This is a genomic window from Pseudomonas sp. MMS21 TM103 (assembly GCF_022132145.1).
GTDB lineage: Bacteria > Pseudomonadota > Gammaproteobacteria > Pseudomonadales > Pseudomonadaceae > Aquipseudomonas.
Genome location: NZ_JAJISP010000010.1, coordinates 83,272 through 110,184 on the forward strand (window position 1 = coordinate 83,272; position 26,913 = coordinate 110,184).

Annotated in this window: 22 protein-coding genes and 3 pseudogenes; 9 read left to right on the forward strand and 16 right to left on the reverse strand. The window is 61.2% G+C overall.

The features are described from left to right. Positions 1-17 precede the first annotated feature (17 nt). The gene (locus LJY18_RS22090; RefSeq protein ID WP_238044545.1) at positions 18-2,453 is read left to right on the forward strand and encodes an arylsulfatase; all 2,436 of its coding nucleotides are present in this window, start codon (positions 18-20) and stop codon (positions 2,451-2,453) included. A gap of 65 nt (positions 2,454-2,518) precedes the next feature. Here LJY18_RS22090 and LJY18_RS22095 read toward each other — a convergent pair. After that, a pseudogene (locus tag LJY18_RS22095) lies at positions 2,519-2,872 on the reverse strand (ATP cone domain-containing protein); the annotation flags it as partial. A 425-nt stretch (positions 2,873-3,297) separates the two neighbouring features. Between LJY18_RS22095 and LJY18_RS22100 the strand changes: the two are divergent. Beyond that, the gene (locus LJY18_RS22100) at positions 3,298-3,681 is read left to right on the forward strand and encodes a DUF302 domain-containing protein (protein ID WP_238044548.1); all 384 of its coding nucleotides are present in this window, start codon (positions 3,298-3,300) and stop codon (positions 3,679-3,681) included. A 323-nt stretch (positions 3,682-4,004) separates the two neighbouring features. On the opposite strand, the pseudogene LJY18_RS22105 reads toward LJY18_RS22100, so the two are convergent. After that, positions 4,005-4,322 (reverse strand): annotated as a pseudogene (locus LJY18_RS22105) (IS110 family transposase); the annotation flags it as partial. A 161-nt stretch (positions 4,323-4,483) separates the two neighbouring features. On the opposite strand from LJY18_RS22105, the gene LJY18_RS22825 reads away from it, so the two are divergent. From LJY18_RS22825 to LJY18_RS22120, 4 genes are all read left to right on the forward strand, one after another. Next, positions 4,484-4,765 carry a putative quinol monooxygenase gene (locus LJY18_RS22825; RefSeq protein WP_367187606.1) on the forward strand — a complete coding sequence of 94 codons (282 nt, stop codon included), beginning with the start codon at positions 4,484-4,486 and terminating at the stop codon, positions 4,763-4,765. Between the two features lie 31 nt (positions 4,766-4,796). Further along, a complete protein-coding gene (locus LJY18_RS22110; RefSeq protein WP_238044550.1) occupies positions 4,797-5,180 on the forward strand; it encodes a tautomerase family protein in 384 nt (127 codons plus the stop codon). A 130-nt stretch (positions 5,181-5,310) separates the two neighbouring features. Further along, positions 5,311-5,559 (forward strand): hotdog domain-containing protein, encoded by a 249-nt coding sequence (locus tag LJY18_RS22115; protein WP_367187607.1) that lies wholly within the window; start codon positions 5,311-5,313, stop codon positions 5,557-5,559. A gap of 383 nt (positions 5,560-5,942) precedes the next feature. Then, entirely contained in the window at positions 5,943-6,422 is a 480-nt protein-coding gene (locus tag LJY18_RS22120; protein ID WP_238044552.1) for a cyclic nucleotide-binding domain-containing protein, read from the forward strand. A gap of 130 nt (positions 6,423-6,552) precedes the next feature. On the opposite strand, the gene LJY18_RS22125 is transcribed toward LJY18_RS22120, so the two are convergent. From LJY18_RS22125 to LJY18_RS22185, 13 genes are all read right to left on the reverse strand, one after another. Further along, positions 6,553-6,861 carry a hypothetical protein gene (locus LJY18_RS22125; protein ID WP_238044555.1) on the reverse strand — a complete coding sequence of 103 codons (309 nt, stop codon included), beginning with the start codon at positions 6,859-6,861 and terminating at the stop codon, positions 6,553-6,555. Next, positions 6,858-7,337, reverse strand: a complete 480-nt coding sequence (locus LJY18_RS22130; RefSeq protein WP_238044557.1) for a hypothetical protein — start codon at positions 7,335-7,337, stop codon at positions 6,858-6,860. The genes LJY18_RS22125 and LJY18_RS22130 overlap by 4 nt, the downstream gene beginning before the upstream one ends. Positions 7,338-7,428: 91 nt before the next feature. Further along, positions 7,429-8,400 (reverse strand): prenyltransferase, encoded by a 972-nt coding sequence (locus LJY18_RS22135; RefSeq protein ID WP_238044559.1) that lies wholly within the window; start codon positions 8,398-8,400, stop codon positions 7,429-7,431. A 148-nt stretch (positions 8,401-8,548) separates the two neighbouring features. After that, positions 8,549-9,772 carry an NADH:ubiquinone reductase (Na(+)-transporting) subunit F gene (nqrF, locus tag LJY18_RS22140; protein ID WP_238044561.1) on the reverse strand — a complete coding sequence of 408 codons (1,224 nt, stop codon included), beginning with the start codon at positions 9,770-9,772 and terminating at the stop codon, positions 8,549-8,551. Positions 9,773-10,211: 439 nt separating this feature from the next. Next, positions 10,212-10,379 carry a hypothetical protein gene (locus LJY18_RS22145; protein ID WP_238044562.1) on the reverse strand — a complete coding sequence of 56 codons (168 nt, stop codon included), beginning with the start codon at positions 10,377-10,379 and terminating at the stop codon, positions 10,212-10,214. A gap of 281 nt (positions 10,380-10,660) precedes the next feature. After that, positions 10,661-11,653: a GTP 3',8-cyclase MoaA gene (gene moaA / locus LJY18_RS22150; RefSeq protein ID WP_238044563.1), complete on the reverse strand. Its 993-nt coding sequence runs from the start codon at positions 11,651-11,653 to the stop codon at positions 10,661-10,663. A 58-nt stretch (positions 11,654-11,711) separates the two neighbouring features. After that, positions 11,712-12,683, reverse strand: coding sequence for a peptidylprolyl isomerase (locus LJY18_RS22155; protein ID WP_238044564.1), 972 nt, complete (start codon positions 12,681-12,683; stop codon positions 11,712-11,714). An 80-nt stretch (positions 12,684-12,763) separates the two neighbouring features. Further along, on the reverse strand, positions 12,764-13,576 hold the full coding sequence (gene narI / locus LJY18_RS22160) for a respiratory nitrate reductase subunit gamma (protein WP_238044565.1): 813 nt from the start codon (positions 13,574-13,576) through the stop codon (positions 12,764-12,766). Continuing rightward, on the reverse strand, positions 13,569-14,324 hold the full coding sequence (narJ, locus tag LJY18_RS22165; RefSeq protein WP_238044568.1) for a nitrate reductase molybdenum cofactor assembly chaperone: 756 nt from the start codon (positions 14,322-14,324) through the stop codon (positions 13,569-13,571). Before narJ ends, narI begins: the two co-directional genes overlap by 8 nt. Before the next feature lie 2 nt (positions 14,325-14,326). Then, positions 14,327-15,865: a nitrate reductase subunit beta gene (gene narH, locus LJY18_RS22170; protein ID WP_238044572.1), complete on the reverse strand. Its 1,539-nt coding sequence runs from the start codon at positions 15,863-15,865 to the stop codon at positions 14,327-14,329. A gap of 11 nt (positions 15,866-15,876) precedes the next feature. Beyond that, positions 15,877-19,647, reverse strand: coding sequence for a nitrate reductase subunit alpha (locus LJY18_RS22175; protein ID WP_238044575.1), 3,771 nt, complete (start codon positions 19,645-19,647; stop codon positions 15,877-15,879). A gap of 69 nt (positions 19,648-19,716) precedes the next feature. Next, positions 19,717-21,132, reverse strand: coding sequence for a NarK family nitrate/nitrite MFS transporter (locus tag LJY18_RS22180; RefSeq protein WP_238044577.1), 1,416 nt, complete (start codon positions 21,130-21,132; stop codon positions 19,717-19,719). Between the two features lie 2 nt (positions 21,133-21,134). Continuing rightward, complete coding sequence (locus LJY18_RS22185) at positions 21,135-22,415, reverse strand: MFS transporter (protein ID WP_238044580.1); 1,281 nt, start codon at positions 22,413-22,415, stop codon at positions 21,135-21,137. A gap of 236 nt (positions 22,416-22,651) precedes the next feature. Here LJY18_RS22185 and LJY18_RS22190 point away from each other — a divergent pair, with 236 nt between their 5' ends. Both LJY18_RS22190 and narL read left to right on the forward strand, forming a co-directional pair. Further along, positions 22,652-24,451: a HAMP domain-containing protein gene (locus LJY18_RS22190; RefSeq protein WP_238044582.1), complete on the forward strand. Its 1,800-nt coding sequence runs from the start codon at positions 22,652-22,654 to the stop codon at positions 24,449-24,451. After that, complete coding sequence (gene narL, locus LJY18_RS22195; RefSeq protein ID WP_238044584.1) at positions 24,448-25,104, forward strand: two-component system response regulator NarL; 657 nt, start codon at positions 24,448-24,450, stop codon at positions 25,102-25,104. Before LJY18_RS22190 ends, narL begins: the two co-directional genes overlap by 4 nt. A 168-nt stretch (positions 25,105-25,272) precedes the next feature. Here the strand turns inward: narL and can are convergent, their stop codons facing one another. After that, a complete protein-coding gene (gene can / locus LJY18_RS22200) occupies positions 25,273-25,899 on the reverse strand; it encodes a carbonate dehydratase (protein ID WP_238044587.1) in 627 nt (208 codons plus the stop codon). Between the two features lie 254 nt (positions 25,900-26,153). Here can and LJY18_RS22205 point away from each other — a divergent pair. Beyond that, a pseudogene (locus LJY18_RS22205) lies at positions 26,154-26,913 on the forward strand (alginate export family protein); the annotation flags it as partial.

Consider the following 26,913-nt stretch of genomic DNA (forward strand, 5'->3'; position numbering starts at 1 on the left):
CGACTGAGGAGGAACTCATGAAGACAAGTCTCACAACTTGCTACGGCGGATTACGCTCCGTACCGAGGTTCCTTGGACTGCTGTTCGGCGTACCGCTGGCGCTGGCTATAGCACTAACAACGACGGCACGGGCGCAGGAGATCTTACCGTTCCCACCCAAGCCGTCAGGCAGCGTCGCGGGGCCTACCATACAGGAATCGGTCTACTCTCCGCTGCCGGCAGAGCGCCATCTGCCCAAGGATGCGCCGAACATCATTATCGTGCTGATCGATGACGTTGGCCCCGGCCAGTCGAGCACTTTCGGCGGCGAGATCGCGACACCTACGATGGATCGAATCGCCCAAGAGGGCATCGCCTACAACGCGTTTCACACGACCGCCATGTGCTCGCCCACGCGCGCGTCTTTGCTCACAGGCAGGAATCATCACTACGTCGGCAACGGCCAGATCGCGGAACTGGCCAACGACTGGGATGGATACTCCGGCGTGATCCCGAAGACGAGCGCCACGGTTGCCGAAGTCCTCAAGAACTACGGGTACCACACCGGGGCCTGGGGCAAGTGGCACAACACGCCGGCCGAGAACACCACGGCCGCGGGACCCTTCGACTACTGGCCCACCGGCTACGGTTTCGAATACTTCTATGGATTCCTGGCCGGCGAGGCGTCGCAGTACGAGCCAAACCTCGTGCGCAACACGGCCTACGCCGAACATCCAAGAACCTCCGGCGGCCACAACTATTACCACCTCAGCGAAGACCTCGCGGATGATGCCATCCATTGGCTGCACCAGCACAAGGCTTTCAGCCCAGACAAACCGTTCTTCATGTATTGGGCGAGCGGCGCATCACATGGGCCGCATCACGCCCCGAAAAAGTGGGCGGACAAATACAAGGGCAAGTTTGACGACGGCTGGGAAAAATATCGCGAGCGGGTATTCCGGAACGCAATATCCAAAGGCTGGATTCCCCAGAACGCGCAACTGACCCCGCGGCCCGAGACCCTGCCGGCGTGGGATTCGATACCCGAGAGCGAGAGGCCCTTCCAGCGCCGGCTGATGGAAGTGTACGCGGGGTTCACCGAGCACGTGGACGTCCAGGTGGGCAGGATTGTCGAGGAAGTGGACCGGATGGGCTACGGCGACAATACGCTGATCTTCTACATCTGGGGCGACAACGGCGCTTCGGCAGAGGGGCAGGCCGGCACGATCAGCGAGCTTCTGGCACAGAACGGCATTCCCTCGACCGTCGAACAGCACATCAACGCCCTGAATGACCTCGGCGGCCTTGACGTGCTCGGTTCGCCCAAGACTGACAACATGTATCACGCGGGCTGGGCCTGGGCCGGCAGTACACCGTACAAATCCACCAAGCTCATCCCTGCGCACTTTGGCGGCACCCGCAACCCGCTGGCGGTGCGCTGGCCGGCGAGAATCAAGCCCAACGCCACGCCGCGCTCGCAGTTCCACCACGTGAACGACATTGTCCCGACCATCTATGAGGTGGTCGGAATCACGCCGCCGAAAGTGGTCAATGGTTTTCCGCAAGATCCGATCCAGGGCGTCAGCCTTGCCTACACCTTCGGCGACGCAACCGCCAAGGGTCGTCTGCTGACGCAGTACTTCGAGATCATGGGCAGCCGCGGCATCTACCACGACGGCTGGTTTGCCGGTGCGTTTGGACCGCGCGCTCCCTGGGTTCCCGGACTGCCAAAGGGTTTCTTTGACGAACAGGGCAAACTTGCGTGGAATCCCGACAACGACAAGTGGGAGCTCTACAACCTTGAGGAAGACTGGTCGCAGGCCAATGATCTCGCCGACAAAATGCCCGAGAAGCTCGCGCAGATGAAGGAGATCTTCACGATGGAGTTCGCCAAGAACCGGGCCTTCCCGGTCGGCGGTGGATTATTCATTCCCCTTGTGCGTCCCGACTTGAGGATTACCCCGCCCTATACGGAATGGACGTTCACCGGTGACATCACCCGCATGCCGGAATTTGCTGCGCCTGCCTTGGGCAACAAGGAAAGTGTCGTCACGATTGACGTCGATATCCCGCCCAATGCCAACGGCGTGCTCTACGCGCTGGGAGGATTCTCTGGAGGGCTCAGCCTTTACGTCAGGGATGGCGTGCTCTCCTACGAGTACAATCTCTTCGAGATCGCACGCACGCACATCAAGGCGGAGCAGAAGCTGGCTGCCGGAAAACAGAAGATCGAGGTCGTAACAAAGTATGTAGAGAAGAAGGCCGCCGGCCCCCTTGACGTGACCCTGAAGGTGAACGGCAAGCAGGCGGCCAAAGGACGCGTGCCGGTGAGTGCGCCACTGGGCTTCACCGCCAACGACAGCCTCGACATTGGCACCGATCTCGGCTCGCCTGTTTCGCTCGACTACTTCGATCTCGCGCCGTTCAAATTCAACGGCACGATCAATGAGGTATATGTGAAGTACATCCAGTGAAGGCGGCACGCCAGTTCAAGAGCGCTGGCCGGCTAACAACTGGTTGCAGCGGACGGTCCGCTGTGCGACAGGTATTCGTTCATCGACGCCGCTACATCCCCCAGCGCCTTGCGATCAAGGCGCAATCGGCCATGGCGCTCGCGGTAGACGATATAGGCGCGCGCGGTCTGGTAGAAAGCGGCCTCCATCAGTACCCGCTCGACGCGGTCCTGTACCTGTTCGACATCAATACTGGGCAATTCCAGCAGGCGCAGCAGCACCGCTTCGGCCAACTCCCCCGCCAGTGCCTCGTCGAACTCGCCACTGGCTGCGCCCGCCGCGATGATCGCCCGACGAATCTTGCCGAGATCGAACGCGGCGATGCTGCCATCGCGCTTGCATAACTGCTGCAGGTGAAGGGCTTGAACCGGGCTGAGCATGTCGCCTCCCGGCACTACATACAGATATTTGTTTATCTGAAAACACAATATGAAGTAGAAATTACGCGCAAAACCCCATCACGGGATTGATTGTAATCAACAACCGAAAACCGCCGTGGCTGGCCGACCCTGGATCCGTGCCCCCATCGATAACCACAGGCACCAAGAGCGCCTGGGCGGCAAAACTGTGACTACGCGGTGATGTGTGCACGGGCCAGCAAAGCGCCCCTTCTGTTCGCTGGTTCAGCTCGAATGACCGATGGACAGAACGATGGCATGTGGTTAGCGTCAAATGCGCTGCCTGTTAAATTCCCGGCAGTTGGGCTTGCCCTCATCCAGATCACGCTTAGGACTCGCAAAAGCTACGCTTTCGCTCGCCCGTTAACTCAATCGTTAGATACCGACCACAAAGGTCGAGGTAACTTATGTATTACATAGCTGAAACCGAAAAAACATTCGATCAGGCGTCGGAAGATCTCGAGTCAGCGGTTAAACGTCATGACTTCGGGGTGCTGCATGTCCACGATTTGGCAACCACCCTCCGCAGTAAAGGCATTGATTTTGATGAACAATGCAAGATTTTTGAAGTCTGCAACCCTGGGCAAGCTGCAAAGATTCTCTCAACCGATATGCGTCTAAACATGGCGCTACCGTGCCGCATTTCGGTATTCACTGAGAAAGGCAAAACGAAAATCGGTCTTATCAGACCGGTACAAATGCTCTCGGCACTATCTCAGGATGCAGCGTTGATTCAAGTAGCCAACGAGGTTGAGGAAACAACCATACAAATTATTGATGACGCGAAATAAGGTCACATCATATAAATATTCATTCAAGCCGCAGCCACTTCGTGGCCCGGCTTAATTCAGGAGGTGTTAGAGGCCACATAACCTATATGGACTCGCCGTGCCGCAGTGAGTAACGCTTTCCCAGCCACTGTCGACAGTGCGGTTGCATTCGTATATTCGGCCTGTGTTGGGCTTCATCGCCCTGGCCATTCTGTGGTTCGCGCAGCGGGGGCCAAGCATTCAATCGATCACGCGGATCATGATTGTTATCGGCCTTGTTCCGCTGCAGGACTCGCCTGTTCCGGCAGTACTCTCGTCTCACCACAACCGCGTGAAAACTGCTTATGGATGCCCAGGCAGCACATCGCTTCGAGGATCGCGTCGCAATCGTTGCGATCGGTCTTGTTGCGCCGCCGGTAGTACCGCACATAGCGCGGATGCTGCAAGCTCACTCGATGGCCGAGCGCCTGCGCTAGCCGCCCCCGGTAATGCGCCGTGCTGCAGGCTTCCCTTGCCCACTCGACCGATTCGGCCTGCTCCTGTATATATCGCCTGAACGCCTCACGATTCAGCCGCTTGCGCTGACTCACCTGACCGACACGGACACTCTCGGTAACCTGGTAAACGGATTTGGCCAAATCAATAGCTATTCGCAAACTCATCGCTGCCGCTCCCCAGACTCCAGAACCCGCTCATAGGGTGCGGGTGAGTGTGGTGCAGAGAGCGTCCATTACCGCATCCAAGCCGTTCGCATCTCTCACTCCGGACCGGCTAAAGTCCGTCCTAACTCCAATATCGATCATCACAACTAACAAGGACAGAAATGAGCATCACTAGAATCAACGAGTTCCAAGCAGCAGAAGGAAGAGCCCAAGAGCTATTCGCCTTCTTAAAGTCACTCATGTCTTATATTTCCTGTTCGCCGGGCTGTGAGTCATGCGAAGTCCTACAAAGCAGCGAGGATGAGAACTTGTTTGTGGTAATCGAAAGGTGGCAGTCAGAGGCGTTTCATAAGGAGTCCCTGGAAAACTACCCGAAAGAGAAAATGGCAGCCGCAATGCCGCTCATTGGAGCCCTGCCAAAGGGTGCCTTCTACCATTCGTAGCTTATTTGTCATACACCCGCAAGGAATCGCAATGATCACCATCTATGGAATTGATTACAACTTAAACGCCCTAGAAGCACAGATGTCTGATGTGTTACATAATTGCATGACTGCTGTTCTTGGGTTGCCCGAAGACAAGCGCGCTCACCGCTTCGTGCCGCTGGATAAGACTAATTTTTATTACCCAGACGGCAGATCTGAAAAATACACAGTACTCGAAATAAGCATGATTTCAGGACGAACAGAAGAAACAAAAAAGAAGCTCATAAAGCAAATTTTCTCAGCCTTTGAACGCGATTTGGCTATACATCCGGTTGACGTTGAAATCACCATATTCGAACAGCCAAGTCATTGCTGGGGATTTCGCGGGGTCACCGGCGATGAGGCAGCCTTGAGCTACAAGGTTGACGTATAACAAACGGTCCACATCGTTCACTTCGCTGACTGAAACGGGCTAACCGTTCATGAGGCTGCAGTAGTGAGTTAACCTCATGAGCTTTAACACCAGTCGAACAATTTTATTTGGTGACTGAGATCCTGCGGGCATTGTCTACACGCCACGCATATCGTATTTCATCATAGAAGCGGTACACGATTTTCTAACATACAAACTCGGGGCGCCGGCGATACGTGAAATTCTCGCCATGGGTATTCTTCCCCCGGCACGAGCACTTTCAATTGAATTCCTGGCACCAATGGTCTGGGACGATGTGATAAGCATCGAAGTGGGTAGCAAGGAACTCACGACCACCTCCTTCACTTTTTTAGTTGAGGCTCGTAATAGCTCAAATTAAATGACATTTCGATCTACGTTAACCCAGGTGTCAATATCCCCAAAAAGCAAGAGACCTATCCCTCTGCCCCACGCCCTTCGAGAAGCGCTAAGCCCGTCTTGACTATGCATGGTGGCCTCACAAACGTAGATGAATGCTCCCCACCAGCAGTGACTAACCCTTTCCAGCCCTGTCGTCAGTGCCGTTGAAATCGTATGGCCACCCTGTACTGGGCGTTACCGCGCCCCAGCCTCCGGCGCATAGGCTTATACTGGCAGCAGGTGTGCCAGCAGCCGCTCAGCGAACTCGAGTCTGCTAATGGGCATGCCCTGATGACGGCGATCACGCCGCTGCTTTGTGACCTTGATGCCGCTCCAGCACGGAGGGAGGGCAGGTGCCATCACATGCAAACGCTCGAGCTAGCTGCACTTGACACGATTCTTCCTGCCGATGCCTTCAAGCAGATGTCCGCCTTCGGCGCCCTCTCGGACAGTTTTGTCGAGCAGGTGCTGGCCAGAGGTGAGTTACTCAAGCTGGCGCCAGGCGAAAACCTCTACCGCCAGGGCGAGCGCGCCGAATGCTTCTACGTGATTCTGCAGGGGCAAATGGCGATCTATCAGGACAGCGAAAACGGCCGTGAAATCACCCACACCAGTTGCGCCGGGGAAAGTGTCGGCTTCCCCGCCATGCTGGCGATGCGTCCGCGGCTGCTGAGCGGCGAGGCGGTCAGCGAATGCATCGTCCTGAAGATCACCAGCCAGGCGCTGGCCAGGTTGCAGGAACTGGATAGCCCGCAGTTCGGAATATTCTTCATCAACCTGTCCCGGGACATGAGCCGCTTCCTGAGCTACTGCATCATCCGCCCCCCCGTCGCAAGCGCCTGAACGGCACAGGCAACCGCCCGTTGCTGCTTAAGCCGTTCTTCGCCGCGAGGAGCGAGCCGAGTGGACCAGCCCCCCCAGGGCGACAGGTCTGCTTGTTGCGTTCCTGTGCGCAATAACCAGCGGCGCGGCCTTAAACGAAAAAGCCGGCAATGATCAGACCGCTCAGCAGCACGCTGCCGCTAACGATGGCGCTCAGCGCATTTCCGCTCAGCCGCGCGCCGACGCCGATCCGCGCCAGCGCCCAGCCGAGCAGCACGAATACCAGCAGATCCAGGATGCCATGGCTGACCCAATGATGGCCGGTGGCGGCTTTCATCCAGGCGAGAAGCGTGTCCTGGTTTTGCTCCTTGACGACCACAAGAACAGCGCTCAGCAGGCTGGTCACGGCAAATGCCAGGGCAAAAGAGACTGTGTACTTACCGATGCCGGTGTCATTCATGGCGACATACCCGTGATGGTTTTGCCCAGCAGGGCGACCTTGACCCCTATGCTGACGATGGCGCCGGCGCCCTCCATGCTCAGGCCGAGCAATACGATCCAGGCGGCCACCCAGAGCACCAGCACACGCACCTGCGACCTGCCTGCGGTCAAGCCGAATGTGGCGATCGGCAGATAGGTCGCCAGCAGCAGCAGGCTGAGAAACAGGTGCTCTTTTGTTTCCATGACGAAACTGTGGGCGAACGGCCAGGGGCCGGCGTTGATCAGGGCCTTGTCCGCGCCGTAAAAACGCACGTACCAGTAACCGCCGAGCAGATAGCTCAACCACATGAACAGCGCAGCCGCCAGGCTCATGACCCTGATGCGCCACTGGCTTGCCTCGGTGTTGGTCAGGGTTTCGGCGAACACCCAGAGCGAAGCGAGGATCGCCAGGGCGCCAAAGGTGGCATGCAGCAGCAGGATCAGTTCTTGTGGCATTGGCGCGGACCTTGAATCGCAGTGATTGCCGATGTCCCACGGTGGCGGGACCTACCCTGTTAAAACCATAGCTTATGCAGGGTTTTATGCATCAAACAGGCAGCAACAGCCAGCCGACCAACCAGATGCCGCCGAGCGCATGGATCATCAGGGTCAGCTCGATGCTGCGTTTCAGCCGTCGTTGCCCCGCCCCGAGCCCCAGGCCGGCATAGATCGCCGCCATCAGCAGAACGGAAGGCGCAACGAGCGCAGCAAGAGGCACCCAGTTCAATCCCACCGCCGCGGCAATCGCGATAAGCGCCAGCAGCTGGAGCAGGATATAGAGCGCCGCAGTCTTTGCCAGGCCCAAACGCACCACCAGCGTCCGCTTGCCGGCCGCTGCGTCGGCCTCTTGGTCCGGTACCTCGTTGATCAGCAGGATGGCCATCGCCCAGCAGGCAACCGGCACGGACAGCAGCAACGCGCTCAGCGCTGCATCCGGACTCTGCAGCCAAGCGGCGCCGGCAACGGGCAATACCCCAAACCCCATGCCGACTGCGGCCTCCCCCAGACCGCGAGCACTCAATTGCAAGGGAGGTGCCGAGTAGGCTATGCCCAGCACCACCCCGACCAGGCCGAACCCCAGGACAGCAACACCCTTCTCCAGCATCAGACCTGCGCCGAACAGCACACCGAGCAACAGCAGGACAACGCCCCAGATCGCCATCGCCCGAATGCTCAGCACGCCGTTCTGGATGAAACGCGAACCGCCGGTGTAGGGGAAGATCCGCCCGGTATTGATCGGATCGCTGCCGCCAAGGTCGTCGAACACGTCGTTGAGCACGTTGACCGACGCATGCACGCAGGCCGTGGCCGCCACCGCCAACACCAGGGCAGACAGATCCAGCTCGTCCGCGGCCCGATAGCCCCAGCTGGTGCCCACCAGTACCGGCAGGATCGAGGCCGTCAGGAACATTGGTCGTGTCGCCTGCACGTAGCGGCGGATTACCGTTACCGGATCGTCCCCACCGAGTGTCGCGGGGGTCGGTTCGCCAGGGGCAGGCTTTTCCAGCTCGATGGTCATAGTCCGGTATCCAGGTCAGGTTCGCCGCCGCTTCCGGGCACAAGACTCAGACCGGGCCCGGCTATGCAGCGGGCCCTGCTCGGCTGAACACAGCGTAGCCGCTGATTCCAGGCCTGACCATTCACTCGGACGGCCCCGAACCGGAGCCTCAGCCTCCGAAATCGTCGTACCTGATGTTCTCCGGATCGACGCCCAGCTCGTCGAGCAAGCTGCGCATCGCCTTGATCATGACCGGCGGCCCGCACAGGTAGTACTCGCATTCCTCGGGGTTGGGATGGTCGGCAAGGTAGCGATCATGCAGCACTTGGTGAATGAAACCGACATCGCCCTGCCAGTTGCATCCCGGACCCGGTTCGGAGAGCGCCACGTACCACTCAAAGTTGTCATGCTCCTGCTGCAGACCTGCAAAATCTTCGTCATAGAACAGCTCGCGGCTGTTCCGCGCGCCGTACCAGAAACTGATCCTGCGCTTTGACCTGAGGCGCTTGAGCTGATCGAAAATGTGCGCACGCATCGGCGCCATGCCCGCACCGCCGCCGACGAATATCATCTCGCACTGCGTTTCGGGGGCGAAGAAGTGCCCAAAGGGACCTGCAATCTCGACCTCGTCTCCAGGCATGAGACTGAACAGGTAGGACGACACGCAGCCTGGGGGAACGGATGGGGGCGCGCCGGCCGGGGGTATGGCGAGACGGACGATGAGCATCGCGATACCCTTCTCCTGCGGATGATTGGCCAGCGAGTAGGCGCGAGTCTGCGGCTCCTGGCAGTCAACTTCGAGCGCCCACAAACCGAGGCGATCCCATTCATCGTGGATATGCGGATCGATTTCGAAGTCGCTGAAGTCGATGTGGAAGGGCGGACAGGTGACCTGGATAAAGGCGCCGGCACGGAAATCGATCGACTCGCCGGGCGGCAGCTCCAGAGTCAGTTCCTTCATCAGGGTGCCAACGCAACGGCTGGAGCGCACCCGGCAGCGCCATCGTTGCACTCCGTAGACTTCGTCCGCCACCCAGATAGCGAGATCCCCATGGATGGCCAGCTGGCAGGCTAGCCGAGTACCGCTGGAGATTTCACGACGGCTGAGCAAGGAACTCTCGACGGGAGTGGCCGCGCTGCGGCCTTTGACCACCCGGATCTTGCACTGCCCGCAGGTACCCCTGCCACCGCAGGCCGATGGCAGGTGAAGACCCGCGCTGTCCAACGCGGCCAGCAATTTGACCCCGACGGGAACCTGCACCGAGCGTTTATCGTTGATCCGGACCATGACGCCGCCAGACGGAATCAGGCGGGAGCGGGCAAGGAGTATGGCCAGCACCAGTGTCATCGCGATACCGGTAAAAAACGCCACACCCAACACGAATTCAAGCATGCGACTCGCCTCGCTTTAGCCAATGAGCGATGTGCCAGGCGCTTTTGATGGTTTCCTTTTTCTGTGCAGAAAGCCCTCTTGAAAATCGTCGATGGACAGCGCCTTGCCTATCTTTGTGATAAGCAAGATGCGGTTGGTGGACATTGCTCCAGATCAAGGAACACCGATACAGGCGATTGCAGAACCCCTGAAGGGGCTTGGCCATCGTCTTTACTCAGGCCTGGTGGCAGAAGCCAGAGCCGGATGAATCACGCCTCTGTGCATGAAAGTCGCTGGCAAGACGACCGCCTGCAGCCCTGCCCTCTCGCCAGCGATGCGCACGGCGCTGCCAGGCGAATCAGCGGCCACCGGCGGGCGACTATGGCGGGTAAGCGGCACAGGAGAACGTCTGGAACGGAGGTTTGGTGCTCGACCAGAGAATCGCCATGCCCCTCAGGGGTCAGGCGTCTTTTTGCCGAGTGGCGGTCACGCCATGGACGATGGCCAGCCCGGACAGGCAGAGCACACCGACGCCGATCCACTGCGCAGGTACATCAAGCAGATGAGCGCCAAATGCCAGGCCGACGATGAATATGATGTAGCCGACGATATATATCCCAAACGACATCACGATCACCCAGATTAAACAGACCTGGCGACTATACCGGCCTCGCCTGAGCAACTCTGTACGCTAGCGCACCCTTGATTGCAGGTTGTGGCAGTCAGGGCGGCGCTCAGAAGCGCAAGCGCACAGTCCGCTATTTCAGCCGGACGACATGCCACTTCAACCGTAAAATCCGCGCCCACACAACATAGCTTCAGGCCGGAATTACCTGAAAAAAATGACCGCTCAGGGCGGCCAAATGGGAGGGTAAAGGGTTGTGTCGATGGTCCATCGCAGGCAACGTTTCAGCCGCCGCTGGCGTTCATGAAACGCAGGATCTTCACCTCGCCATCGGCGCTGAATTCGTGGCGCAATGGTTTGCGCTGCAGGGCCTGCTGCACCGCGTCGATGATCGGCTGATCGTCCAGCGGGTAGCGGCGCACCAGGGCGCGCAGGTCGATGGAGTTTTCATGGCCCAGGCACAACAGCAGGCGGCCTTCGACGGTCAGGCGCACGCGGTTGCAGGTGCCGCAGAAGTTGTGCGAATTCGGTGAAATGAAGCCGATGCGGGTAGCTGCATGCTCCTTCAGGCGGATATAGCGCGCCGGCCCGCCGCTGTGTTCGGCGCTGTCGAGTACGCTATGCCGGCTGCTGATCAGGTTGCGCACTTCTTCGCTGGAACAGTACGACTCGCCACGTGAACGGCCAACGTCGCCCAGGGGCATTTCCTCGATGAAGCTGATATCGAGCTGCTTGGCGATGGCGTAGTCGACCAGGTCGAGCACTTCGTCGAAGTTACGGCCCTTCATGACCACCGCGTTGAGCTTGATCCGCTCGAAACCGGCATCGCGCGCCGCCTCGATGCCGTCCAGCACCTGGCGCAGGCTGCCGGTGCGGGTGATGCCGCGAAATTTGCCGGCATCCAGGCTGTCGAGGCTGATATTCAGGCGCTTGACCCCGGCGTCGGCCAGCGGCCTGGCCAGTTTGACCAGTTGCGAGCCATTGCTGGTCATCACCAGTTCGCGCAAGCCGGGCAAGGCGGCGATGCGCTGGCACAGCTCGACGATGCCGTTGCGCACCAGCGGCTCGCCGCCGGTCAGGCGGATCTTCTTCACCCCCAGGCCGACGAACAGCGACGCCAGGCGATACAGTTCCTCAATCCCGAGCACCTGCTGACGCGGCAGGAAGGTCATGTCTTCGGCCATGCAATAGACGCAGCGAAAATCACACCTGTCGGTGACCGACATGCGCAAGTAATCGATCTGCCGGCCGAAGCCATCCTGCAACACAGTGTTCATGGGGTTCTCCATGCCTGGGAAAAATCGAGCCTCGCGCGGCGCAGCATTGCCATCGGGGCTACTGCAGCAGCGGTGAGTCGGCGCCTTGCAACTGGATACCAACGATATCCGCCGCGCCAATCAGGGTTTGCAGGTATTGAGCCACGCCCTTCTGCCATACGCCTTGTTGCAGCAGCGTACGGATGGAGCCGGCGACTACGTCGTAGGGCAATTGCTTGCCTTCGATGCGCTGGTCGACGCTGACCACATGCCAGCCGTAGCGGCTTTCCAGCGGTTGACCGGCCAGCCCGGCAGGCAGTTTGAACAGTTGCCGCTCGAACTCGGGCACGGTCTGGCCTTTGCTCAGTTGCCCCAACGCGCCAGCCTGCGCCTTGGACGGACAGGCCGAATGGGCCAGGGCCAGTTCGGCGAAGCGACCGCCATCCACGCGCAACAGCTCAAGCAGTTGCTCGGCTTTCTCGCGGACCAGGCTGCGCGCCTCGGCATCATCCGGGGCACATTCGAGCAGGATATGCCGCGCTGCCAGCAAGGGCGCGGTGACGTAGCGCGCCTGGTTGCTCTGGTAATAATGCTCACAGCTTTGTTCGTCGCACTCCGGTAGTGCCACTTCCAGCTCGATCAGCTGGCGGGTGGCGGCCTCCTCCGCGCTTTCGCCAGGTTCGGCCTGCACCGACAAGCCCAGTTCGACGATGCGCTGCTGCAGCAGTTGACGAATCACCAGCGCCTGGGCGGCCAGAAACACCGCTTCCTCGCGACTGTCCGCCGGGTGATATTGCAGCTCCTGGGCCATGGCGTCGGGCGCGATAGTCACGCCGTTGACCGTGATCCGTGGCCATTCCTGCTCGCTGCTGGCGATCAGCGTGGGGGCTGACTCGACCTGCTCGGCGAGGGCCTCCGGCTCATCGGCCGTGGGCCGCGCTTGGGGGGCTACCTCTTGTACCCCAGGGGCATCGATCATCAGATCGACGGGCGGCTGTTGTCCGCCGCACCCACCCTGCCCTGCATTGCCACCACCACATCCGCATCCCATGACAAATTCCTCGTTAATGCTTAGATAAGTTGCTGTGTGGTGGGCCAAAGCGGAACGCCGTTCGGCCCACCCCAGGCCGCTTAGAGCTCCTTGGCCTTGGCGGCGGTATAGGCATAACCTGGCTTCGGCGCTGGCACGGGTGTTTCGCGAGCAGGCTGGACGAGCGGACGCGCTTGCGGCCGTTGCGCAACCGGCTGCACCGCCTTCTGCCGGACGATCTGGTAGCGCCGTCCCAGGTACCACACCGGTGCGCTGATGATGTGCACCAGGCGGGTGAAGGGGAACAGCACGAACAGGCTCAGACCGAGGAACACGTGCAGCTTGTAGACCAGGCCCACCGGGGCGATGGCCGCAGCGGCTGCCATGGGTTGCAGGGTCACGGTGTACTGCGCCCAGTTGGCCAGCATCACCATCACCGAGCCGTCCATGTGGCTGGTCGAGGCGACGATGGTCAGCAGGCCCAGGACCAACTGCGCCAGCAGCACCACCAGCACCAGCATGTCCGAGGTGCTGGAACTGGCCCGCACCCGCTCATCGCCGAGGCGACGCTTGAGCAGCATGACCAGACCGATCAGGCAGAGGATGCCGAAGAAACCGCCGGAAACCATGGCCAGCAGTTGCTTGTTCTCGGTGCTGATGAACGAGTGGTAGAGCGCTGCGGGCATCAACAGGCCGACGAAGTGACCGGCCAGGACGAACAGCACGCCGACGTGGAACAGGTTGCTGGCGATGCGCATGTAGCGTTGCTCAGCCGCCGTTCGGGCGAATATCTGGCTGGAGCCCGCCTTCCAGCTGTATTGCGACAGGTCGAAACGCGCCCAGCTGCCAATGATGCAGATAGCCAGGGCAATATAGGGATACACCCCGAATGCCAGCAGATTGATGTTAGACATTGCGCGCCTCCCGGGTCAGCTCGGTGGCCAACCCATCCTGATTGAAATCAACCCAGTGCAACGGCACCGCCGACTCTTCACGGGCCTTGCCCGGCAAAGTGGTCTGGCTCGGGCAGCGGTCTTGCTGCTCGGCCTGGAGGAAGTCCACGGCCTCCTCCTCCCAGATCTTGTCGAGGGCTTCGAGCGAGTCGTCACGCACCTCGGCGGCGACCTGTTGGCGCACCTCGGCCATGGCTTCCTGCGGTTCGACCCCGGCAATCTGCAGCAGCGCGCGGAAGCAGCTGGCATAAGCGCTTTCACGCTCATCCAGACGGGTGGCCAACAACGCCAGCAGATGCGCGACATCGGCCAGGCCCTCGCGGGCCTCCAGGTCTTCCCGGGTGGAGAGGAACTCCAGGTACAGCGGGATATAGTCCGGCAGCTCCTTGATGCCGATGGCGAAACCGGCTTCCTCGTACTGCGCCATCATGTCGACCATGGCTTGGCCGCGGTCGCGGGACTCGCCATGCACATGTTCGAACAGCAACAGCGACAGCGAACGACCACGGCCGAACAGCGCACCGTAGTGCTCCTGGCCATCCATCAGATCGTGGTCGCAGATCAGTGCCAGCAACTCGTGCAGTGCGCCGCGTTGCGCCGGGCTGATTTCCCGCGAGGCCTCGATGGCCAGGGCCAACTCGGCCCGACCTTCCAGCAACTGCTCGGTTGGATAATCCAGTAGCAGTGAAATCACCTTGAGAATTTGCATGCTCAGTCCTCCCACAACTGTACGGTTTTGAGGATGTCGCGCTTGTTGGCCTTCTTCGCCCCGAACATGTTGGTGTCGGAGGAGCCACTGCAACCGCTGCCGAAGCTGAAGCCACAGCCGGAACGCTCGGCGAAGGCATCGCTGGTCGCCTCCTCACGGTGCGCACTGGGGATGACGAAGCGGTCTTCGTAGTTGGCGATGGCCAGGTAGCGGTACATGTCCTCGACCTGCGCCACGCTCAGGCCGACATCGGCCAGTACTTCCAGGTCCTGCACGCCTTCCACTTGCTCGGCACGCTTGTAGGCACGCATGGCCAGCAGCCGCTTGAGTGCCAACTTGACCGGAATGACGTCGCCGGCGGTGAGCAGGTTGGCCAGGTAACGCAGCGGAATGCGCAGGCTGTCGACATCCGGGATCACCCCGTTCATGCCCACGGTGCCAGCGGTCGCGGCGTTCTGGATCGGCGACAGCGGCGGTACGTACCAGACCATCGGCAAGGTGCGGTATTCCGGGTGCAGCGGCAGCGCCAGCTTCCAGTCGACCGCCAGTTTGTACACCGGGGATTTTTGCGCGGCGTCGATCACCGACATCGGTACGCCGTCGGCCAGGGCCTGGGCGATGACTTTCGGGTCATTCGGGTCGAGGAATATCTCCAGTTGCTTGCGGTACAGGTCCTGTTCGTTCGGCGTGCTGGCCACTTCGTGGATGCGGTCGGCGTCGTACAGCAACACGCCGAGGTAGCGGATGCGGCCCACGCAGGTTTCCGAACACACGGTCGGCATGCCGGCCTCGATGCGCGGGTAGCAGAAGATGCACTTCTCGGATTTGCCGCTCTTCCAGTTGAAGTAGATCTTCTTGTACGGGCAACCGCTGATGCACATGCGCCAGCCGCGGCATTTTTCCTGGTCGATGAGGACGATGCCGTCTTCTTCGCGCTTGTAGATCGCCCCGCTCGGGCAGGAGGCCGCGCAGGTCGGGTTGAGGCAGTGCTCGCACAGACGCGGCAGGTACATCATGAAAGTATTTTCATACTCGCCATAGATGTCGGCCTGGATCTGGTCGAAGTTCTTGTCCTTGCGCCGCTTGGCGAACTCGGTGCCGAGGATTTCCTCCCAGTTCGGGCCCCACTCGATCTTCTGCATGCGCTTGCCGGTGATCACCGAACGCGGTCGGGCGGTCGGCTGGTGTTCACCCAGGGGCGCGGTGTGCAGGTGCTGATAGTCGAAATCGAACGGCTCGTAGTAGTCGTCGATGGTCGGCAGGTCCGGGTTGGCGAAGATGTTCGCCAATACGCGGAACTTGCCCCCTATCTTCGGGTTGATCGAGCCATCCTTGTTGCGGATCCAGCCGCCGCGCCATTTGTCCTGGTTTTCCCACTCCTTGGGGTAGCCGATCCCGGGCTTGGTCTCGACGTTGTTGAACCAGGCGTATTCCATGCCTTCGCGGCTGGTCCAGACGTTCTTGCAGGTGATCGAACAGGTGTGGCAACCGATGCACTTGTCCAGGTTGAGGACCATGCCGACTTGCGAACGAATTTTCATGGCAGAGCTCCTCAAATGTCTTGTGGCAAGGGTTGTGGCAAAGCTTCGTCGTCTGTGCCGTCAAGCCAGTCGACCTTGTCCATCTTGCGTACCACCACGAACTCGTCGCGGTTGCAGCCGACCGTGCCGTAATAGTTGAAACCGTAGGCCTGCTGGGCGTAGCCACCGATCATGTGGGTCGGCTTGAGCACCACGCGGGTCACCGAGTTGTGGTGGCCGCCGCGGGTCTTGGTGGTCTCGCTGCCGGGCACGTTCACGATGCGTTCCTGGGCGTGGTACATCATCACCATGCCGTCCTTGACCCGCTGGCTGACCACCGCCCGGGCGGTCAAAGCGCCGTTGGCGTTGAAGCACTCGACCCAGTCGTTGTCCTCGATGCCGGCGCGCTTGGCGTCGGTTTCCGAGAGCCAGATGATCGGCCCGCCGCGGCTCAGGGTGAGCATGATCAGGTTGTCGCTGTAAGTACTGTGGATGCCCCACTTCTGGTGCGGAGTGATCCAGTTGAGGACGATCTCGGTATTGCCGTTCGGCCGCTTGCCTTTGACGTAGTCAATGGTGCGGGTGTTGATCGGCGGCCGGTAGCTCATCATCTGCTCGCCAAATGCCTGCATCCACGGGTGATCCTGGTAGAACTGCTGGCGGCCGGTGATGGTGCGCCATGGGATGAACTCGTGGACGTTGGTGTAGCCGGCGTTGTAACTGACCTTCTCGTCTTCGAGACCCGACCAGGTCGGGCTGGAGATGATCTTGCGCGGCTGCGCCTGGATGTCGCGAAAGCGGATCGCCTCGTGCGCCTTGGAGATCGCCAGGTGGCTGTGATCCAGGCCGGTGAACTCGGACAGCGCCGCCCAGGCCTTGAGCGCCACGTGGCCGTTGGTTTCCGGCGCCAGGGTGAGGATCACCTCGCAGGCATCGATGGCCGACTCGATCTGTGGCCGGCCCTGGCTGACGCCTTCGGCACGTACCTTGTGGTTGAGCTCACCGAGGAACTCGACCTCATGCTCGGTGTTCCAGTTGATGCCCTTGCCGCCGTTGCCCAACTTGTCGAGCAAGGGGCCGAGGGAGCTGAACTTCTTGTAGACGTTCGGGTAATCGCGCTCGACCACGGTCATGTTCGGGCAGTTCTTGCCCGGCACTGGAGCTTCGCCGGCGGTCTTCCAGTCGATGCCGCCGAATGGCTGGGCCAGTTCGCCGGGGCTGTCGTGCATCATCGGCACGGTGACCAGGTCTTGTTCGACCCCCAGTTGGCCGACCGACATTTCGGAGAAGGCCTTGGCGATACCCTTGTAGATTTCCCAGTCGGAACGCGATTCCCAGGCCGGATCGATGGCCGCGGACAGCGGGTGGATGAACGGGTGCATGTCCGAGGTGTTCATGTCGTCCTTCTCGTACCAGGTCGCCGTCGGCAACACGATGTCCGAGTAGACGCAGGTGCTGGACATGCGGAAGTCCAGGGTGGTGACCAGATCGAGCTTGCCGATCGCGCCTTCGTCCACCCACTCGACGTCGTTCGGCTTGAAGCCGCCGCGCTTGCCGAGGTCTTCGTTCATCACGCCGTTCTTGGTGCCGAGCAGGTACTTGAGCATGTACTCGTGGCCCTTGCCCGAGCTGCCCAGCAGGTTGGAGCGCCAGATGAACATGTTGCGCGGGAAGTTGACCGGGTTGTCCGGCTGTTCGCAGGCGAAACGCAGCGAGTCGTCCTGCAGCGACTTGAGCACGTAGTCCACTGGAGACATGCCGGCGGCCTTGGCGTCACGGGTGATCTGCAGCGGGTTGCGGTTCATCTGCGGGGCGCTCGGCAACCAGCCGGCGCGTTCGGCGCGGATGTTGTAGTCCAGCGCGTGTTCGGGGAACTGCGACTTGTCGGCCAGCGGCGAGAGCACTTCGTGCATGCTCATCTTCTCGTGGCGCCACTGCGAACTGTGGGCATAGAAGAAGCTGGTGCCGTTCATCTGCCGTGGCGGACGGCTCCAGTCCAGGCCGAAGGCCAGGGGCAGCCAGCCGCACTGCGGACGCAGCTTTTCCTGGCCGACGTAGTGGGCCCAGCCGCCACCGGTCTGGCCGACGCAACCGCACATCATCAGCATGTTGATGAGGCCGCGGTAGTTCATGTCCATGTGGTACCAGTGGTTCATCGCCGCACCGACGATGATCATGGAACGACCCTTGGTCTTGTCGGCGTTGTCGGCGAACTCACGGGCGATCTGGATCGCCTTCTCGCGGCTGACGCCGGTGATCAGTTCCTGCCAGGCCGGAGTGCCCGGAACCGTGGCGTCGTCGTAGTCCTTGGCGACGTTGCCGCCACCCAGGCCGCGGTCGATCGCCAGGTTGGCGGCCGACAGGTCGAACACGGTGGCGACCTTGGCTTGACTACCGTCGGCCAGGGTAATGCTGCGTACCGGTACGCGGCGCAGTTGTACGGCTTCGCCGGCCACATGCTGGAAGTGCTCGTGGGTCTGGCCGCCGAAGTACGGGAAGGCCACTTCGGCGATCTCTTCGCCGATCAGGCTGAGTTGCAGCTTGACCTCGCGGCCATCACTGCCTTCGCGGGCCTCGATGTTCCACTTGCCCTTCTCGCCCCAGCGGTAGCCGATCGAACCCTGCGGCGAGACCAGCTGATTGGTTTCGCTGTCCAGGGCGATGGTTTTCCACTCGGGGTTGTTGTCCTGGCCGAGGTTGTCGGCCAGGTCGGCGGCACGGAGGAAGCGATCCGGCTGGTAGCCGTTCAGCTCCGGCGTGGCGCCGACGTGATCCTTGAGCAGCACCAGCACCGGGAAGTCGGTGTAACGGCGCACGTAGTCGGTGAAGTAGGCGCTCGGCTTGTCGAGGTGGAATTCTTTGAAGATGACGTGGTTGAACGCCTGCGCCAGCGCCGCATCGGTGCCCTGCTTGGGGTTCAGCCAGAGGTCGGTAAGCTTGGCCACCTCGGAGTAGTCCGGGGTGATGGACACGGTTTTGGTGCCCTTGTAGCGCACCTCGGTGAAGAAGTGTGCGTCCGGGGTGCGCGTCTGCGGGACGTTGGAGCCCCAGGCGATGATGTAGTTGGAGTTGTACCAGTCGGCCGACTCCGGCACGTCGGTCTGCTCGCCCCACACTTGCGGTGAAGACGGCGGCAGGTCGCAGTACCAGTCGTAGAAGCTCAGGCACACCCCGCCGATCAGCGACAGGTAACGCGAACCGGCGGCGTAGCTGACCATCGACATGGCGGGGATCGGCGAGAAGCCGACCACGCGGTCCGGGCCGTGCTCCTTGACGGTGTAGACGTTGGCCGCGGCGATGATCTCGTTGACTTCGTTCCAGCTCGAGCGGATGAAGCCACCCATGCCGCGCTTGCTCTTGTAGGACTCGGCCTTGACCGGATCCTCGACAATGCTCGCCCAGGCCTCGACCGGATTCAGGCTCGCCCGCGCCTCGCGCCAAAGCTTGAGCAGGGGTTTACGGACCTTGGGGTATTTAAGGCGGTTGGCGCTGTAGATGTACCAGCTGTAGCTGGCCCCGCGCGGACAGCCGCGCGGCTCGTGGTTGGGCAGGTCGTTGCGGGTACGCGGGTAATCGGTCTGCTGGGTTTCCCAGGTGATCAGGCCGTTCTTCACGTAGATCTTCCAGGAGCACGAGCCGGTGCAGTTCACCCCGTGGGTGGAACGCACGATCTTGTCGTACTGCCAGCGCGAACGGTAGACGTTCTCCCAATCGCGGGACTCGATGCGGGTTTCGCCATGACCATCGGCGAATTCACCCTGCTTACGGTTGAAGAAACGCAATTGGTCGAGTAGATGACTCATCTCTTTATTCCTCTCAGGCTTGCTGCGGGACCTGCGTCCCGTACACGCAATGATTCAATTCGTTTTCGCTTAGCAGGGGATTTCCGCGCCTTTGCGCGAGTACCACCACCAGGTCACCCCGATGCAGCTGACGTAGAAACCGATGAACACGTACAGGGCCATTTGCGGGCCGCCGGTAAGCGCCATCGAGGTGCCGAAGGACTTGGGGATGAAGAAGGCGCCGTAGGCCGCCACGGCCGAACTGAAGCCGAGCACCGCGGCCGCTTCCTTGCCGGCGTCCTTGATTGCCTGCTCCTTGATCACCGCCGTTTTACCGGCGCTGCTGCGCTCATGCAGGGTGCGGAAGATCACCGGAATCATGCGGAAGGTGGAGCCGTTGCCGATGCCGGTGGTGACGAACAGCAACATGAACATGGCCAGGAAGCCGTAGAAGTTGCCCGCGGTACCGGCTACCGGGATGAAGGCGAGTACGCCGAACACCGCCGCGATCATCAGCACGAAGTTCCACAGGGTCACCCGTGCGCCGCCCAGCTTGTCGGCCAGCCAGCCGCCCAACGGGCGCACCAGGGCGCCAACCAACGGGCCGAGGAAGGCGAACTGCAGCGGATCGACGCCAGCAAACTGGGTCTTGATCAGCATCGGGAAGCCGGCGGCAAAGCCGATGAAGGAACCGAAGGTGGCCAGGTACAGCCAGCACATCAACCAGTTGTGCTTACGCTTGAAGATGACCGACTGCTCTTTGAAGGACGCCTTGGCGCTGGACAGATCGTTCATGCCGAACCAGGCCGCCACGGCCACTGCGGCAATGAACGGCACCCAGATGAAACCGGCGTTCTGCAGCCACAGCTGGCTACCGTCGCCCAGTTCCTGGGCTTGCCCGCCGACCACACCGAACAGGCCGGCACCGATCACCAGCGGCACGCTGAACTGCATCACCGATACGCCGAGGTTGCCCAAGCCGGCGTTCAGACCGAGCGCGGTACCCTGCTGCGACTTGGGATAGAAGAAGCTGATATTGGCCATGCTCGAGGCGAAGTTGCCGCCACCGAAGCCGCACAGCAGCGCGATGATCACGAACACGCTGTAAGTGGTGCTCTGATCCTGCACGGCGAAGCCCATCCAGATCGCCGGGAGTAACAGCGAGGCGGTGCTCAGGGCGGTCCATCTACGACCGCCGAAGATCGGCACCATGAACGAGTAGAAGATCCGCAAGGTGGCGCCGGACAAGCCAGGCAGTGCCGCCAGCCAGAACAGTTGGTCATTGGTGAAGGTGAAGCCGATGCTGTTCAGGCGCACGGTCACCGCGCTCCAGACCATCCACACGGAGAAGGCCAGCAGTAGCGCGGGGATCGATATCCACAGGTTGCGGGTGGCGATCTGCTTGCCGACGCTGCCCCAGAAGTGCGGATCTTCTGGGCGCCAGTCGTCAATCACCGAGCCCTTGGCAGGCTGTCCGGTTATCGGGGGATTCTTGGTTGCGGACATGCTCATTCTCCTTCAAGCGGCAGGAAAGCAGGAGCCTTGGACTCTTCGGAGACCAGGCCCAAAACGGGAGTTTTGCGAACTTCGCTGAAGTACATCCAGATCAGGGAGACCCAGACCACGCCGTACATCAGCATGAAACAGGAGGAGCGCACGCCGGTCAGGTCGACCAGGGCGCCGAACAGGATCGGCAGAATGAAGCCGCCAAGGCCGCCGGCCAGGCCGACGATGCCGGAGATGGCCCCGATGTTGTGCGGGTAGTCATCGGAGATGTACTTGAACACCGAGGCCTTGCCGAAGGCGAAGGCGATACCGACGGCGAACAGCAGCCCGGTGAAGGCCCAGGCATTGAGGCCGATGCTGTAGTTCTGCGGGCCATTGACGGTCTGCACAATCAGTTCGGTCTGCGGGTAGGAGAGCAGGAACAGGCACACCCAACTCACCCACATCACCCACCAGGTGACGCTCTGCGCGCCCCACTTGTCCGACATCCAGCCGCCCATGGCGCGCAACACACCACCCGGCAGGGAGAAACAGGCGGCCAGCAAGGCAGCGCTCTGCAGGTTGAAGCCGTATTCCTCGACGTAGTACTTGGTCATCCACAAGGCCAGGGCCACATAGCCGCCGAAGACGATCGAGTAGTACTGGCAGTAGCGCATCACCTTGGGGTCTTTCAGGGCGCGCAGCTGTTCGGCCAGGGACACGTTGCTGTGCACCTTATGGCCCTTGTTCTCGTAGGTGCAGAACCAGAAGAGCAATGCGGTGATGAACATGATCGCCGAGTAGACCTTGGGCACCATCTGCCAGCTCGCCGCGGCGATGATCGCCGGCGCAACGAACTTGGTCAGCGCGGCACCGGCGTTACCGGCACCGAATATGCCCATGGCGAAGCCCTGGTTCTGCCGTTCGAACCACTTGGCGACATAAGCGATGCCGACCGAGAAGGAACCACCGGCCATCCCGACGAACAAGCCGAGGACCAGGAAGTGCCAGTACTCGGTGGCCATGCTGATCATGTAGATCGGCAGCACACAGACCAGCATCAGCAGGAAGAACACGATGCGCCCGCCAAACCTGTCGGTGAGCATGCCCAGTGGCAGGCGCACCAGCGAACCGGTGAGCACCGGCGTGGCGGCCAGCAGGCCGAACTGGGTATCGTTGAGTTGCAGTAACTCCTTGATCGGAACGCCGAGTACGGCGAACATCATCCAGACCATGAAGCAGATAGTGAACGCCAGGGTACTCATACCCAGAACCAGGCCCTGTTGTAGTCTTAACGTTGCCATAGCGAACCCCCTAATTGCCGAACCATGGGCGGCACACTAGAGAGACAGGGGGGCGCCGCACTTGACCTGAGTCAATTAATTCTGAGCTGCCTGGGCCTACCCTGTCCGCCCCTACCTCTTAAGTGGTAGGCTGATAATTCACATAAAACCCCTTTTAAAACATATAGTTATAATCAATATAAATTCTTGCCAACGAGTCTGCAGGCAGTCCGAGTTCTTTAGAGGTAGTCAGTCCGATGTTGAGATGGATGCGCAGTTCAGTGCCGGTCAGAGCCGGGTTTGCGGTGACCCTGATCGCCGTGCTGGCGCTCGGCAGTTCCATCAGCGCCGGGCTGATTGCCTGGTTCAGCGAGGACGATGCGGCGGCGATCAATACTGCCGGCTCCCTGCGCATGGCCACCTACCGACTGAACTGGCAACTCGAAGCCGGTGCCCCCGCGGAAAGCATCGCCGCGCTACGCGATGACCTGCAGCTGCGCCTGGACGGCAGCCTGCAACAGCGCATCGGCGGCAGCCCGGACGATCCGCTGTACAGCGCCTACCGTGATATCCATGCGCTGTGGCAGGAACAACTGCGTCCGGCCCTGGATCGCGGCGACAAGGCTGCTTTCCAGCAGCACACCGAAAGCTTCGTCGCCCAACTGGAGCATTTCGTCATGCTCCTGCAGAAACAGAGCGAACGTCGTCAAGGCTGGCAACAGAGCATCCAGGGCGCCGCCCTGTTGATTACCGTAATCATCCTGCTGGTGGGCATGTACGAACTGCAGCTGAATGTGATCAGCCCCCTGCAGGAGCTGGTCAAGGCGGCCGAGCGCTTTCGCAACGGCGATCACGGCGCGCGGGTCGAGTTCCGCTCGGATGACGAACTGGGGCAGATGGCCGAGAGCTTCAATGCCATGGCCGAGGCCATCGAGGAATCGCACCGCACCCTGGAAAGCCGCGTGGCGCAGAAGACCCAGACCCTGGCGCAAACCAACGCCGCCCTGGAGCTGCTCTACCAGAGCAGCCGCAGCCTGGCCACCCGCCAGGCCAATGCCGAGCGCCTCGACGAACTGATCAGCCGCTTCCAGCAACGCCTGCCGGGTTTGCGCCTGACCCTGTGCCTGGAGGACAACATCCAGGCCCCCGCCGAGCACCTGCTGGCCCTGCATGGCAGCGAGACTCGGGAGGTCTGCGCGCGCATCAACTGCGACACCTGTGAACGCAAGACCAACCCCGACCAGGCCACCTTCATCATCAGCAACCAGGGCAATAACCTCGGCGAGCTGAAAGCCTACTTCCGCGACGGGCACCGGCCGCAGGCCTGGGAAACGGCGCTGATCCAGGCCCTGGCCAACCAGGTTGGCACGGCGCTGTCGCTCAAGCGCCAGCGCGAGCAGGAGCATCGTCTGCTGCTGCTCGACGAGCGCACCACCATTGCCCGCGAGTTGCACGACTCGCTGGCCCAGGCGCTGTCCTACATGAAGCTGCAAGTCAGCCGTCTGCAGACCCTGATCCGCCGGGGCGAAAGCGCACAAACCCTGGAAGCCGTCAGCGACGAACTACGCGACGGCTTGAACACCGCCTACCGGCAATTGCGCGAACTGTTGACCACCTTCCGCTTGCAGATCCAGGAAGGCGGCCTCGACCAGGAACTCAAGGACACGGTGCAGGAGTTTGCCAAGCGCGGCGAATTCAGCGCCGAACTGCAGATCGACCGCCTGGCCTTTCAGCTCTCGGCCAGCGAGCAGATTCATCTCTTGCAGATCGCCCGCGAGGCGCTGTCCAACTGCGCCCGGCATGCCCAGGCCAAACACGCCTGGCTGCGCCTGCGGCAGGTCGGCGAACAGGTCGAATTGTCCGTCGAAGACGACGGTTGCGGCCTGGTTCCGGGCTTTGACCCGCGCCAGCACCACGGCCTAACCATCATGCAGGAGCGTGCGCGCAGCCTGCATGGCCAGCTCGACATCGAACCCCGGGCGCCCCAGGGCACTCGTATCCACTTGCAGTTCCGCCCCGAGTTCCTCGGGCGTCACGAAGAAGGTAGCGCCGCATGAAGCCATCCATCGGCCCCAACAGTCCCCTGCGCCACAGCATTCTGCTGGTCGATGACCATCCGATGATGCGCCGCGGCATGCGCCAGTTGCTCGAACTCGAAGCGGATCTGGAGGTCATCGGCGAGGCCGGGCATGGCCAGGAAGCCCTGGAAATGGTCGGCCAGCTACAGCCCGAGCTGATCCTGCTGGACAACAACATGCCGCAGATGAACGGCCTGGAAACCCTGCGCCGCCTGCGCGAGATGCAGTATCACGGCAAGGTACTGATCTTCACCGTGTCCGATTCCGAAGACGACATTCGCGACGCCATGCGCCTGGATGCCGATGGCTATCTGCTCAAGGACATGGAGCCGGAGCTGCTGATCCAGTCGATTCGCGATGCCCTGCAAGGCAGCCTGGTGGTCAGCCCCACCCTGACCCGAATCCTCGCCCAGGCGCTGCGCACGCCGCAAGCCAGCGCGCAGGTCGACCTGACCGAGCGCGAACGTCAGGTGTTGAAAACCATCGCCGCCGGCCACAGCAACAAGGTCATCGGCCACAAGCTCGGCATCACCGAGGGCACGGTCAAGGTCCATGTGAAAAACCTGCTGCACAAACTCGGCCTGCGCTCGCGGGTCGAAGCTGCGGTCTGGGCGATGGAACACTTGCGTTAGAACTGCCCGATCACCGTTACCTTGCTGGCCTTCGCCCTGCCCTGCCTGGGCGACCCGACCGCCGCGCTGCCGGTTCTATATAATCCAGGGTGAATGAAACGCACATCCCCCTCCCCGGCACTTTTCTTATCGTGGTCAGGGCCACCCCTGGCTCGACTCGAGTCGCCTTCACTGGTCGTAGAGAAAGCTGTCGTCGAGCTGATCCGCCCCGTTGACCGTCACCTGCAGGTCATTGACCAGACCATCGGCAAGCCCGTAGATCCAGCCGTGCACCGCCAGCGGTTGGCCGCGTTTCCAGGCGTTCTGCACGATGGTGGTATGGCAGACGTTACGCACCTGGCGCTGCACGTTCAGCTCGCACAGCAGGTCGACCTGGGCCTCCGCCTCCAGCCCGGTGAAGCGTTCCAGGTTCTGGTGATAGAGCGCCTTGAGCGCCCGCAGCCAGTTGTCGATCAGGCCCAGCGCCTCGTGACCCAGGGCCGCGCGCACCCCGCCGCAGCCGTAGTGGCCGCAGACGATCACCTGCTTGACCTGCAGCACATCGACCGCGTACTGCAACACCGAGAGAAAATTCATGTCGGTGGCCACCACCATATTGGCCACGTTGCGATGCACGAACAGCTCGCCCGGCATCAAACCAACCACCTCATTGGCCGGTACCCGGCTGTCCGAGCAGCCGATCCAGAGAAACTCCGGCCGCTGCTGGCGCGCCAGGCGCGCGAAAAACTCCGGATCCCGAGCGCGCAACGACTCGGACCAGAAACGGTTATTGGCCAACAACTGTTCTACGTCCATCGAAGCTCCCGATCTCCCCACCGACGGCAGGGGCATGCGCAAGGATAGGCATGAGGCATGACGGCAAAATTGTTGTGGATCAATATTCCATGTCCTCTACCCACCCTGAATCGGGACGCTCTCTTTAGAGGTAGTCCGGCCAAACCGTCGGGAGCAGCCCTGCGACAACTTTTTCGCCATCTTGATGGCCGTCAATATGTTCGATCGCCGTGCCGCTAACGTGCCCCGCAGAATTCATCTGATGAGGCATCACCATGAAAACCTGCATGACGCCACTCGCCCTTGCCCTCCTCGCCTGCGCCAGCGCCAGTGCCAGTGCCAGTGCCAGTGCCAGTGAAAACCTCGGCAACCTGTTCAAGGACGGCAAACCGATCCTCGACCTGCGCTACCGCTATGAACACGTTGACCAGGACAACGCGCTGAACCACGCCAACGCCCAGACCCTGCGCACCCGCGTCGGCTTCCAGAGCGGCAAGTGGTACGGCCTCTCCGCCCTGATCGAGGCCGACAACGTCAGTCGTATCGGCGATGCCAGCTACAACAGCACGCGCAACGGCCAGGGCGACTACGCGGTGGTCGCCGACCCGGACGGCAGCGAGGTCAACCAGGCCCTGCTGCGCTACGACCACAGCCTGGGCAGCGCGGTCATTGGCCGTCAGCGCATCAACCTGGACAACCAGCGCTTCGTCGGTGGCGTCGCCTGGCGGCAGAACGAGCAGACCTATGACGGCGTGCTCGGCCAGCTCAAGCCGCTGGACGGCCTGACCCTGACCTACGCCTACCTCGACAACATCAACAGCATCTTCGGCCCGGGCAACGGCCGCTTCGACACGGCGGCCAGCCCGGCCAATATCGAAGGCCACAGCCACCTGCTGAATGCCCAGTACGTGGTCATGCCCGAGCTGACCGCCACCGCCTACCAGTACCGCCTGGGCCTGGATAACCTGGCGCTGGGCAATCAATCGAGCCAGACCACCGGGGTACGCCTCAATGGCGCCATCTCGGGCGTCAGCT